Consider the following 12,089-nt stretch of genomic DNA (forward strand, 5'->3'; position numbering starts at 1 on the left):
GCCCATCATTGACGTAAATGCAGTCCGGCTCGACCGACAGGCCAGGGAACTGGGCGCCAAGTTCCTGGCTTCCCGACCAGTGCGTGGTGACCCGCCGGCCCTCCAGCAGCTCGGCCTCGGCGAGAAAGAACGCCCCGGTGCAGACCGAGCAGAGCCGAGGCACCGATCCCCCATTAGCCCGCAGCCAATCCAGCAATCCGGCAAGGCTGGGTCCGAACTCCCGCACCCCACCCGGCACGATCAGCGTGTCGATCTCCCGCGGATCGATCTGCGCCAGTGCGCGGGTGAGAATAGCGAACCCGGGTGCCGTCTCGATCGGCCCGCCCTCAGCGGAAGCGGTCACAAGCCGGTAATGCGGCGCTGCCGGCAACCGCTGCCGGTCCGCCGTGGCGAAAGCCTGCAGAGGTCCGCACACATCGATGGCATTCACGCCGGCATAGGCCAGCATCACGATCAGGCGCTCAGGCAAGCTCGGCCCTCTTTTGTTGAGTCCGCACCGTCAGCCACCAGACCACGACCAGTGCGGCGATGGCCAGCAGCGGCGCGACGCCGATATTGATGATCTCCCAGCCGAAGCCGGTCAGCACCGCGCCGGCCGAGAGGGTGGAGCAGGTCGCGGCGAGGTTGCCCAGAAGGCCGGTCAGCGCCTGCGTCTTGGCCCGCTCGTTCGGCCGGTAGGACTGCGAGATCAACGTGGTGCCGGCAACGATCATGAAGTTCCAGCCGATGCCGATGGCGAACAGCGCCACGTAAAAGGCCAGCAGTGCAGTGGAAGCGAGGGCGGTCGCGGCGCCCGCCGCCGTCAGCGCCAGCCCGGCGAACAGCACTGTCGGTACGCCAAAGCGCGACGCCAGCCGGCCGGTGACGAACGATGGCGCGAACATGCCGATCAGGTGCCACTGGATGATACCGGCGCCATCGTCGATGGTGAAGCCGCAGGCCAGCGCCGCCAGCGGCGCCGCCGTCATTACCAGCAGCATCGATGCTGAGGCGGCCCATGGTGGTAGCGACACCGGCGAGCAGCATCGGCTGCCGGACGATCTCGGCCAGCGGCCGCGCCGGCCCCATGTCGCTCGTTGCCGCGGCGTCCACCGGTTCGGTGTCGCGATAAACCGCGAGAAAGATCAGCGTCGAGGCGAAGGCCAGTGCGGCGACCATGGCGTAGGCACCGGCGAACGGCGCCGTCGGCATCAGGTCGCGCGTCCAGCTGGCCAGCGCCGGCCCGGCAATGGCAGCGATCACCCCGCCGGCCAGTACCGTCGAGATCACCCGGCTCTTGCGTGCGGCCTCGACGCCATCTGCCGCGGCAATCGAATAGAACTGCGAAAAGCCCTGGAACGCCCCCACCCCGGCCGTGCCGAGGCAGAACAGCCAGAAGTCGCCAAGCACGATCGCCCACACCGACACCACGCCACCCAACGCCCCGCAAGCTGCGCCGAGCGCGAAGCCGAGCCGGCGGCCGAACCGCGCCATGATGAACGCCGCCAGCACCGTCACCACGGCCGCCCCGACCGTGATCAGCGCGAACGGCAGCGTTGCCAGCGCCTTGTCCGGCGCCAGCTGATACCCGGCAATGCCGGTCAGCGTCAGGTCGACGGAGATGGCACACACATAGAGCCCCTGGCACAGGGCCAGGACGCGGGCATTGCGGATGCCGATCGAGTTCTGTGGGGCGGCGGACATGGCGCTTCTCAGGTTGTTGCCGGCGCAGCATCGCGGCAATGCGCGATGGCGGCAATGACAACAAACTATCAAATCCTGCCAGCAATTCGCCTTCGCCGAGCGATCACACCGCGGCGTAGTGGCCGGGGCTGACCTCGGTCCACTGCCCGATCTCCTCCTTCGCCATGCCGCGCACCCGGGCGACTTCCACCGCGAAGGCCGCGGCCGCGGCGCTGTCGCCATCGAGCCGCTCCGAGGCATTGGGCACCGCCGACAGCAGCACCTTGGTGTAAGGGTGCGCCGGCCGGGCGATCACCTCGCGCGACGGGCCCCATTCGACGATCCGTCCGCCGAACATCACCGCCGTCTCTTCGGCGATGTAATGCGCCGTAGCGATGTCATGGGTGATGTAGAGCAGGCTCAGGCCGCGCTGGGTCTTCAGCCGCGCGATCAGCTCGAGCATCGAGCGGCGGATCGACACGTCGAGCATCGAGGTCGGCTCGTCCGCCACCACCAGTTCGGCCCCCACCGCCAGCACCCGCGCCAGGTTCACCCGCTGCCGCTGCCCGCCGGACAGTTCGTGCGGATATTTGTCGAGCGTATGGTTGGGGTCGAGCTCCGCCTCGGCGACGATCCCCGCCACCCGTTCGCCGAGCGCCACCCCACTCAGCCCATGGTGCAGGCGTAGCGGCCGCTCCAGGTGATGGCGCACCGTATGCGCCGGGTTGAGCGCCGAGAACGGATCCTGGAAGATCATCTGCACGGCGCGCCGATGCTTGAGCCGCGCCTTGCGGCCACGGATCGTCGCGATATCGCGCCCGCGGAACAGTACCTGTCCCGAACTCAGCGGAAAAAGCCCGGTGGCCGCCCGCCCCAGCGTCGATTTGCCCGAGCCGCTCTCCCCCACGATGGCCAGGGCGCGGCCTTCGTCGAGCTTCAGCGACACCTGCTGCAACGCCGCCACCGACTTCTCGCCGCCGAAGATGTTGCGGATGCGGAAGGTCTTGCTGGCGGCGACCAGCTCGAGGATGGGCGGGGTCATGACAGGGTCTCCAGCCTCGGCATGGCGTCCCACAGCGCCCGCGTGTAGCTCTGCTCGGGTGCCTCGACGATCTGTCGCGTTGCGCCGACCTCGATGATCAGGCCCTTGAGCATAATGGCGATGCGGTCCGCCAGTTGCGCCATCAGCGCCAGGTCATGGGTGATGAACAGGAGCGAGAAGCCGAGCCGCGCCTTCAGCGCCATGATCTCGGTGAGGATCTCGCGCTGCACCACCACGTCGAGCGCCGTGGTCGGTTCGTCCATGATGATCAGCTCCGGCTCGAGCGCCAGCGCCATCGCCAGCACCACGCGCTGCCGCATGCCGCCCGACAACTGGTGCGGGTAATCGTCGAGCCGCGCCGCGGCGATACCCACCAGCTTCATCAACTCCTCGGCCCGCGCCCGCGCTGCGTCACGGCGCATGCCGGTATGGCCGACCAGCACGTCGCGGAACTGCTCGAAGATCGTCAGCACCGGGTTCAGCGAGTTCATGGCGCTCTGGAACACCATCGACACCTTGCGCCAGCGCCAGCGCCGGAGCGCTTGCGGCGTCAGCGCCAGCACGTCCTCACCGTCTACCCGGATCGAACCGCCCGAGATGATCGCCGGCGGCCGGTGCAGCCGCATCAGCGCGAAGGCGATGGTGGATTTGCCGCAGCCGCTTTCCCCGGCCAGCCCCATCACCTCGCCGCGCCGGATGTCGAGATCGACGGCGTTGACCGCCGTGAACAGCCCGGTCGTGGTCATGAAGTCGACCTTGAGGCCCCGCACTTCGACAAGGTTCGATTGCTGCACCATGCTCATGCCTCCGGCGCCGTCGCGTCGACCCGCGCCCGGTCGATGGCGCGCTGCGCCTTCGCCGCCTTGGCAACAGTGCCGAGCGTTCTGAGCCGTGGGTTGGAGATCTCGTCGATGGCGAAGTTGATCAGCGACAGCCCGATGCCGATCACCGCGATGAAGCTCGCCGGTGCCGCCACTTCCCACCATGCCCCGATCATGATCGCCGACGAGGTCTGCGCATTGTAGAGCATGGTGCCCCAGCTCACCGCGTTCGGATCGCCCAGCCCGAGGAACTCCAGCGTCGCCTCGGTGATGATGGTGTAGATGACGCTGCCGATGAAGTTGAAGCCGATGATCGACAACAGGTTCGGCAGCAGCTCCACCGCGATCATCCGCCAGGTCGGCTCGCCCGCCAGCTCCGAGGCCTCGATGAACTCGCGTCGTCTGAGACTCATGGTCTGGGCGCGCGTCACCCGCGCTCCCCAGGCCCAGGACGTCAGCCCGATAATCAGCGCGATCACCATCGGGCTCGCCTGCCCGACAAAGGCCGCGATCACCAGCAGCAAAGGCAGTTGCGGGATCACCAGCGCGATGTTGGTGAAAAAGTTGATCACCTCGTCAACCCAGCCGCCGAGATAGCCGGCGGTGATGCCGAGCGTCACGCCGATCACCGTGACGATCAGGCCGGCGAGAAAGCCGACGAACAGCGAGGTGCGGGTGCCCCAGATCAGCTGGGTGAACACGTCGCGCCCCATTCGCGTGGTGCCGAGCAACTGGTCCATCGAGGGCGGCTCGTGCGGCCGGCCCACCCGCTGCATCGGCGCATGCTCGGTAATCCACGGCGCCGCCACGGCGATCGCCACATAGGCGAGGACGATGGCGAGGCCGACCACGGCCTTCTTGTTGCGGAAGATGACTTCGAGGGAACCGCTCATCTCAGGCCCTCCTCAGCCGTGGATCGAGGAACACATAGGCGAGGTCGACGGCGAGGTTGGCGGTCAGCATGGCCAGCGTCATGACCAGCAGCTGCCCCTGGATCAGCGGGTAATCGCGGGCGACGATGGCGACATAGAGGGTGCGCCCGAGGCCGGGATAGTTGAACACCACCTCGGTCACCAGCGAGCCGCCCATCACCGAGCCGATGGTCAGCGCAAAGGCGGTGACGCTGGGCAGCAGTGCGTTGCGCGCCGCATAATTGTAGCGCACCCGCCGGTCGCTCAGCCCCTTGGCCAGCCCCATCACCACGTGATCCTCGCCAAGTTGGCCGATCATGTTGTTGCGCATGGTGACGAGGTAGCCGCCGATATGGACGAAGGCCAGCGACACCACCGGCATGATGGCGCTGTGCGCCACGCTGCCGATAAATTGCGGGCTCCAGCCGGGGTCGAGCTTGGGATCGAAGGCATAGCCGGTGGGCAGCCATTTGAGCGCCACCCCGAAGACGAACAAAGCCGCCAGCGCCACCACCACCGCGGGGATCGCCTGCACCGCCAGCGCCAGAGGCGACGCTACCGAGTCGAAGGCGCCACCGCGCCGCCAGGCGGCGAGGATGCCGGTGATCGAGCCGACCGAGAAGGCGAGGATCGCCGAGGTACCGGCGAGGAACACTGTCCAGGGCAGGGCGTAGCCCAGCACCTGGGAGACGGTGAGTGGATAGAACTTCACCGAGTAGCCGAGGTCCCAGGTGAAGACGCTCCTGAGATAGGCGAGGAACTGCTCGTGCAATGGTCCGACCGCAAAGCCGAAGGTCTTCAAGAGCGCGGCGCGGGCTTCCGGCGGCAGCGTGTTCTCGGCCTTGGCGAACATGAAGTCGATCGGATCGCCGGGCATCAGCCGCGGGATCAGGAAGTTGATCACCGCGGCGGCGCAGAACGCCACGATGTAAAAGCCGATACGGCGCAGCACGAATGGCATGCGAACCCTCCCCCGGTTGGTTACCAGGCTATCGAATGAGGAGAGCTACCGGGCTCTCCGTGGTCCTCCACCGCGCAGCGGGGGAGGGGGACCAGCGAAGCTGGTGGAGGGGGCGACCGCAAACACCGGCGCTTCCTGCCGCCCCCTCCACCGCCTTCGGCGGTCCCCCCGCGGTGAGGGCTTTTGCCCTCATCCGCCACCCGTTTCACGGTGGAGGAGCACCGAGAGTTCAGTGCCTCACCCTAGCTACGATCGCCTTGCGGCTGGTTGCGAGACCCAGGCGGCGCCGCGTGGGGAGCGTGCCGCCTGGATCAGGCTCTGGTCGTCTCGAGGCCTACGGCGTCACTGGCCTGAGGGCCAACAGGTGCAGCACGCGCTCCGGCACACCGCCATAGACCACCGGTCGCGCCACCGGGTTCTCCGCATTGAACCAGCCGGTGAAGCGCTTGGTCGAGTACTCGTACCAGAGCGGGTTGTTGAACACCGCGACATAGGGCAGGTCACGGCCGACGATCTCCTGGATCTGGTCCATGATCTTGCGTTGCTCGGCCTCGTCGCTGGTCTGGTAGAAACCATCCAGCAGCTTATCGAGCTCGGGGTTCGAGTAGTGCGAGGCGGCCTGCCGGGTCTTGCCGACATTGGCCGAATAGAGCGCCAGGTCGAACATGAAGTGCGGGGTGACGCCGCCGCGGATCGAGTTGATCCCGACGTCGAAATCGCCGGATTTCAACATGTTGTCCCACGGCCCTTCCTCGGGGGTCGACAGGCGGGCCTCGATGCCGACCTGGGTCAGCCCCTCGACGGCCAGCTGCACGCTGTTCACCCAGTCGGTCCAGCCGTTCGGCACGATGATGTCGAAGCCGATCTTCGATCCGTCAGGGTTCTCGACGAAGCCGTCGCCGGTGACGTCCTTGTAGCCGCTGTCGGCCAAAAGTTGCTTGGCCGCATCGAGGTTGTATTTCGAGAACTGGCCGTACTCGGTATCGACCTTGGCGTTGTTCCAGGAATGGAAGGCGGCCCCGAGCCCCGACGGATACTCGTTGAGCGTCGGGTAGCCATAGCCGGCGATATCCACCATCGCCTGCCGGTCCATCGCCATCGAGAAGGCGCGGCGGAAGTTGAGGTCGTTGAAGGCCGCCTTGTTGCCGGCATTCTTGGTCTGCTGGTTGAGGTTGAACACCACCATCGAGCCGCCCGGGAACCAGTAGGCGTTGTGGTCGGGGTCGAGCCCCACATAGGTCTTCTCGATATCGGGCAGGAACGCCCCGAACCAGTCGAGCTCGCCCTTGGTGACCTCGGTCAGCGTCTGGTCATTGCCGGCGATCTGCGGGAAGCGCAGGCAGTCAACGAACAGGTTCGCCGCGTCCCAGTAATTCGGGTTGCGGCACTGCATATATTCCTGCGGCGTGAAGCGCTCGATCTCGGTCATCGGCCCCGAGCCCACCGGCTTCTCGTTGGTGAAGGTCGCCGGGTCCGCAACGTCCTTCCAGGTGTGCTCGGGCACCACATAGACCTGCACCAGCTTGTAGATCAGGCCCGAATTGGCGGCATTGTAGGCGATGGTGACATTGTTGCCGTCGACCTCGACGCTCTTGATCTGGGTCCAGATGGCGTTGAGGTCGAGCTCCGGATGGGCCTTCAACAGGTTGAAGGTGAACAGCACGTCGTTGGCGGTGAACGGCTGGCCGTCCGACCACTTGACCCCGTCGCGGATCTTGAACGTCACCGCCGTCAGGTCGTCATTATAGGTGAAGCTCTCGGCCAGCCGGTACTCGGGCTTGCCGCCCTGCAGCACGTTGAAGATCACCAGCGGCTCGTACATGAAGTCCTCGACCGTCGACAGCCGTGTCGAGGTGTTGAACGGATTGAAGTTGGCGACGAACGCTGTGGTTTCGGTCGGAAACGCCGTCAGGATGGCCTTGGCCTCGACCGTGGCGGGCGCTCCCAGCGCCGCTGCCACGAGGACGAGGCTGAACGTCGTCGATCTCATCATGTCCACTCCCTGTTTCGCCCATGCCGTTGCCGGCTGGGACCCCCTCGGGACATGCGCGCCGCGTGTCGCAGCGACCCCACGTCCCTTGCACCTGCAACATCAGCCTGGCCGGCGGCCGCGCGTCACCGGGGCAAAAGCGTGCAATTCGACGCGCAAGATCGTCAAAATCGGCAAATCCCGGGTTAGACGAAAGTGGTATTCTTGCGTCCCGGCGAAAAATTATCAGACAATAGACCACGCACTGCAGAGGGCTTGGGATGGGACGTCTGCGTTTAGTGCCTAATGGGTTTCGCGGCCGGCTGCTGCTGATCTTCCTGTTGATCAGCACGCTGCCGCTGGTCGCGACCGGCTTTGCCTTCTTCGCTATCCTGAGCGCCAATGTCGAAGCCCAGACCTTCGGCAAGCTCGGCTTCGTGCGCGACGCCAAAAAGAGCGAGATCGAGCAGTATCTGGGCTTTGCCGAGCGCCAGGCAGCGAGCCTCGCCCGCTCCAATGCGGTGCGCTACGCCATCGGCGATTTCTACGGCTTCAGCTACGCCTTCCGCCAGATCGACGGCTCGCCCGAGCGCGCCACGGCGCTGCTGCAGCAGATCTTTGCCGTCAGCGACAAGGCGGCCGATCACCTGCAGCCGGTCGATGACGACCAGCTGCTCAGCCAGGCGCTCGAATATGCCAACGCCCACGTGCAGTTCCACGAGGACTTTGCCAGTTTCGTCCGCACCTCCGAGTTCGACAATGTCTACCTCGTCACGCCCGAGGGGCGCGTCGTCTACTCGATGCTGAAGGACCGCTATCTCGGCCGCGACCTGAGTCTCGGCTTCAGCGGCACGCCGCTCTCCGAGCTGATCGAACGCTCGAAACTCGCGGCGCCGGGCTCCTCACCGCTGGTCAGCGATTTCGACCGCGATCCGATCACCGGGGTGTTCGGCGCCTATGTCGCGGTGCCGGTCGAGTTCTACCACAAGTTCCGCGGCACCGTGGTGCTGCGGCTGCCGACCGCCGGGCTCGACCGGCTCACCCAGGCGCAGAACAGCGAGACGGCGCAGCTCTATCTGCTGAGTGCGCACCACGCCCTGGTCTCGGCGCCGGCTGGCGCCCGCGCGGTTATCGGTATCCCGACCCAGGCGGCGGCAGCAGTCGGCGCACCGCGCGCCGCCATCGTTGCGACGGGGCTCGGCGGGGCGCCGGCCCTGTCCGCCTCGGCGCCGGTGCAGTTTGGCGACCTCGCCTGGACCCTCGTCGCCGAGGTACCGACGGCGCTGGCCTTCGCCAATGCCGACGAGTTGAAGCGCGTGCTGATCATCGTCGCCGGCATCTCGCTGCCGCTGCTGGTGCTGATCGTCGTGCTGCTGTCGCGCACCATGACCACGCCGATCGTGCGGCTCACCGGCGTCGCCGAGGCCATCGCCCGCGGTGATCTCGATCGCGACATGCCGGCCATCGCCTCGCCGCGCGAACTCAGCCGGCTGGCCAGCAGTTTCCGGCGCATGCGCGATGCCTTGCGCAGCCAGCTGTCGCTGGTCGGCCAGAAGAACGCCGAGCTCGAGCAGCAGGTGCGGGTCATCGCCGAAAAGAACAGCGCGCTGGAGCTGGCCGACCGCCACAAGGATACCTTCCTCGCCAACACCTCGCACGAGCTGCGCACCCCGCTGAACGGCATTATCGGCATCGCCGAAACCCTCGCCGGCGGCGTCGTCGGCAAGCTCAGCGGCCCGCAGCGCAGCCAGCTCGACCTCATCACCTTCAGCGCCCGGCGGCTGTCGCGCATCGTCGACGACCTGCTCGATCTTTACCGCATCCGCCAGGGCCGCATGCGGCTCGACATCCATCCGGTGCATGTGGCGACCAGCGTGCGCAACGTGCTGCAGCTGTGCGAACCGATGCTGCGCGGCGAGCCGGTGATCCTCACCGTCGATATCCCCGACGATCTCGGCTTCGTCCTCGCCGATCCGGTGCGGCTCGAGCAGATCCTCTACAACCTGATCGGCAACGCCATCAAATATACCGACCAGGGCGCCATCGCGATCAGCGCCGAGGCGACGCCGGAGGGCACGGTGCTGATGCACGTCGCCGACAGCGGTCGCGGCATCTCGGCCGGCAGCCTCGAGCGCATCTTCCAGCCGCTCGAGCAGGTCGATGGCTTCGATACCGCCCGCCAGTCCGGTGGCACCGGCCTCGGCCTCACCATCGCGCGCCAGCTGGCGCACCTGCTCGATGGCGAAATCCTGGCGCAATCGGCCGAGGGGCAGGGCTCGCGCTTCACTCTCAGGCTGCCGCGCGCCACCCCAGCCGCGGCCACTGACCTGTTGGCCGATGCAGACCGCACCGGGCTCCACTCGGCGGTGGATCACGCGCTCGACGCGCCGATGTTCTTCGCCCAGGACGGTGACGACGACGCCCCGCAGATCCTCGTCGTCGACGACGAGCCGATCAATATCCAGGTGCTGCGCAACGTGCTGCAGCCGCAGGGCTATGTCGTGCGCACCGCCGATAGCGGTCGCGCCGCGCTCGAGGCGGTGGAGCGACACGCTCCCGACCTCGTCATCCTCGATGTGATGATGCCCGATATCGGCGGGCTCGACGTGGCGCGGCAGCTGCGCCGCACCCATAGCCTGCTCGACTTGCCGATCATCATGATCACCGCCCGCAGCCGCACCCGCGATACCCTCGCCGGCTTCGAGAACGGCGCCAACGACTACGTGATAAAACCCTTCGTCAAGGAGGAGCTGCTCGCCCGCATCGCGACCCTGCTGGAGGCTCGCCGAGCCCGTGGCACGGCGCGCGAAAACCTCGACCTGCGCCAGGAGATCGACCGCCGCGTACTGGTCGAGGATGCGCTGCGGCTGTCGCAGCAGCGGCTGGCGCGGCTGCTCGACGCGCTCAATGCCGGCCTCGTCTGCGTCGCCGAGAACGGCGCCATCACCTATGCCAATCACGCCGCCTCAACACTGATGGCGCGGCGGATCGAGCCCGGCGTCACCGCCTTCGCCGACGTCATCCCCGCAGCGACCGCTGCCACGGTGATCGGGCTGGTGCGCGCCGACGGCAAGGCGATGCTCGAAGCGGTACCGCTCGACACTGGGCGCCCGCCGGTACGGCTCAGCGCCTTTGAGCTCGAGGCCGACGCCGGCGGCGGCATCGCTTGCGTCCTGACCGCCGATACCGGCCAGAGTTTTGCCCAGACCGAGGGGCTGGTGCGGGGTCTCCGCGCCGCCATCGATACGGTCGGCCCCGCCCTCACCAGTCCGACGCCGCTGCCGGCCACCGGGTCTCCCCTCGATGACGGCGACGATTACCGCCGCATCCTTGTCGAGGTGACCAGCGCCAGCCTCAGCCTGTGGCGCCGCGTCACCGGCCGCTCCAAGATCGATTTCGCCGAAGCCAGCGGCATCTGGCGCGCCAGCTTCGACCGCTCCTCGCTGCAGGTGCGCACCCTCGACAAGTACCTGCTGATCGAAACCCTGCCGGCCAACCCACGCTGGCGCGACGTGGTGCAGACCGGCGAGTTCGTGCTTGGCGACACCGAATCCGCCGCCGCCGACCCGGCCATCGCTGCCCTCCGCGCCGACCTGTCGGAGCGGCTGGCGGTGCTGCGCACCTATCTCAAACTGCACCTTCGGCGCGTCCCGCAAGCCGACCCGGCCGGCCTCGCCTGACACCATCAACCAAGAAGAACCAGATGACCGACCTGCCCAGCTACGACCTCACCGGCAAGACCGCCTTGGTCACCGGCGCCGCCCGCGGCCTCGGCCGCGCCATTGCGCTGGCCCTTGCCAATGCCGGCGCCGATATCGCGCTGGGCCTCCGCGACGAGGCGTCCGCCGCCGAGGTCATCACCGAGATCGAGGCGCTCGGCCGCCGCGCCGTGCCGCTGCAGATGGATGTGCTGGATCTGCCGCAGGCCTACGCGGCGGTCGATGCCGCCATCGCGGCGCTCGGCCACCTCGACATCCTCGTCAACAATGTCGGCGGCGGCACCGAGGGGCCGCTCGAAGAGTTCACCGAAGACGAGTTCGACTTGACCATCAACCTCAACGTCAAGGCCAGTTTCTTCATCGCCCAGCGCGTCGCCCGCCACATGATCGCCCGCGGCAAGGGCGGCGCCATCGTCAACATGAGCTCGCAGGCCGGCTTCATCGCGCTGCCCGGCGAAGGCATTTACTGCCTCTCCAAGGCCGCCGTCGCCCACATGACCAAGTGCATGGCGGTCGAATGGGGCAAGTACGGCATCACCGTCAATGCCGTCGCCCCCACCTTCATCGAAACCGACGGCACCGCCGAGGCGCTTGGCCGCCCCGGCTTCCGCGACGATGTGGTCGAGCGCATCGCCGCGCTGCATCGCGTCGGCCAGCCCAGGGAAGTCTCCGGCGCCGTTGCCTTCCTCGCTTCGCCCGCCGCCTCGCTGATCACCGGCCAGACCCTCATCATCGATGGCGGCTGGACGTCGCGTTAGGTCATGTCACGAGCATCCGGTTGTGGCCGTGCCCCACCCACCGGGTCATTCCCGCGAAAGCGGGAACCTCTGTTTTCTGGCCTGCGGTACCATCTCAAACGGAGGTCCCCGCTTTCGCGCACTAGTGTCCGGGATTTTTGTTTGTTTGGGGTGGTGCAAGGCAGGCACCGCCAGGTGATCTGGCATAAAATCGAGTTGCGAGACTTGATTTGGAGCCTGCCATGCCATTTGAGCCTAATGGTTTCC

At 66.9% G+C, this 12,089-nt stretch carries 9 protein-coding genes and 1 pseudogene; 2 read left to right on the forward strand and 8 right to left on the reverse strand.

Going from position 1 to position 12,089, the window contains the following annotated elements:
* The 8 genes and pseudogenes from VW23_RS00840 to VW23_RS00870 all read right to left on the reverse strand — a co-directional run.
* Window positions 1-469: DJ-1/PfpI family protein (locus tag VW23_RS00840; RefSeq protein WP_176730298.1), on the reverse strand; the 469-nt coding region annotated here is incomplete at its 3' end.
* On the reverse strand, window positions 462-980 hold the full coding sequence (locus VW23_RS29265; RefSeq protein ID WP_201787993.1) for an MFS transporter: 519 nt from the start codon (window positions 978-980) through the stop codon (window positions 462-464). The genes VW23_RS29265 and VW23_RS00840, both read right to left, overlap by 8 nt.
* 73 nt (window positions 981-1,053) lie before the next feature.
* Window positions 1,054-1,905, reverse strand: a pseudogene (locus VW23_RS29750) (hypothetical protein); the annotation flags it as partial.
* Complete coding sequence (locus tag VW23_RS00850; RefSeq protein ID WP_069907710.1) at window positions 1,787-2,704, reverse strand: ABC transporter ATP-binding protein; 918 nt, start codon at window positions 2,702-2,704, stop codon at window positions 1,787-1,789. The gene VW23_RS00850 and the pseudogene VW23_RS29750, both read right to left, overlap by 119 nt.
* Window positions 2,701-3,507: an ABC transporter ATP-binding protein gene (locus VW23_RS00855; RefSeq protein ID WP_084645404.1), complete on the reverse strand. Its 807-nt coding sequence runs from the start codon at window positions 3,505-3,507 to the stop codon at window positions 2,701-2,703. Before VW23_RS00855 ends, VW23_RS00850 begins: the two co-directional genes overlap by 4 nt.
* Window positions 3,504-4,418 (reverse strand): ABC transporter permease, encoded by a 915-nt coding sequence (locus VW23_RS00860; RefSeq protein WP_069907712.1) that lies wholly within the window; start codon window positions 4,416-4,418, stop codon window positions 3,504-3,506. Before VW23_RS00860 ends, VW23_RS00855 begins: the two co-directional genes overlap by 4 nt.
* A gap of 1 nt (window position 4,419) precedes the next feature.
* Window positions 4,420-5,397, reverse strand: coding sequence for an ABC transporter permease (locus tag VW23_RS00865; protein WP_055998695.1), 978 nt, complete (start codon window positions 5,395-5,397; stop codon window positions 4,420-4,422).
* A 334-nt stretch (window positions 5,398-5,731) separates the two neighbouring features.
* Window positions 5,732-7,390 (reverse strand): ABC transporter substrate-binding protein, encoded by a 1,659-nt coding sequence (locus VW23_RS00870; protein ID WP_069907713.1) that lies wholly within the window; start codon window positions 7,388-7,390, stop codon window positions 5,732-5,734.
* Between the two features lie 257 nt (window positions 7,391-7,647).
* On the opposite strand from VW23_RS00870, the gene VW23_RS00875 reads away from it, so the two are divergent.
* Window positions 7,648-11,046 (forward strand): hybrid sensor histidine kinase/response regulator, encoded by a 3,399-nt coding sequence (locus VW23_RS00875; protein ID WP_069907714.1) that lies wholly within the window; start codon window positions 7,648-7,650, stop codon window positions 11,044-11,046.
* 23 nt (window positions 11,047-11,069) lie between these two features.
* Entirely contained in the window at window positions 11,070-11,843 is a 774-nt protein-coding gene (locus VW23_RS00880) for an SDR family NAD(P)-dependent oxidoreductase (protein ID WP_069907715.1), read from the forward strand.
* Window positions 11,844-12,089: the final 246 nt, after the last annotated feature.

This window comes from Devosia insulae DS-56 (genome assembly GCF_000970465.2).
Taxonomy (GTDB): domain Bacteria; phylum Pseudomonadota; class Alphaproteobacteria; order Rhizobiales; family Devosiaceae; genus Devosia_A; species Devosia_A insulae.

Coding starts and splice junctions, on each gene's coding strand:
- VW23_RS00870 (WP_069907713.1), bottom strand. CDS start 7,390: ATGATGAGATCGACGACGTTCAGCCTCGTCCTCGTGGCAGCGGCGCTG.
- VW23_RS00880 (WP_069907715.1), top strand. CDS start 11,070: ATGACCGACCTGCCCAGCTACGACCTCACCGGCAAGACCGCCTTGGTC.
- VW23_RS00860 (WP_069907712.1), bottom strand. CDS start 4,418: ATGAGCGGTTCCCTCGAAGTCATCTTCCGCAACAAGAAGGCCGTGGTC.
- VW23_RS00855 (WP_084645404.1), bottom strand. CDS start 3,507: ATGAGCATGGTGCAGCAATCGAACCTTGTCGAAGTGCGGGGCCTCAAG.
- VW23_RS00875 (WP_069907714.1), top strand. CDS start 7,648: ATGGGACGTCTGCGTTTAGTGCCTAATGGGTTTCGCGGCCGGCTGCTG.
- VW23_RS00850 (WP_069907710.1), bottom strand. CDS start 2,704: ATGACCCCGCCCATCCTCGAGCTGGTCGCCGCCAGCAAGACCTTCCGC.
- VW23_RS29265 (WP_201787993.1), bottom strand. CDS start 980: ATGCTGCTGGTAATGACGGCGGCGCCGCTGGCGGCGCTGGCCTGCGGC.
- VW23_RS00865 (WP_055998695.1), bottom strand. CDS start 5,397: ATGCCATTCGTGCTGCGCCGTATCGGCTTTTACATCGTGGCGTTCTGC.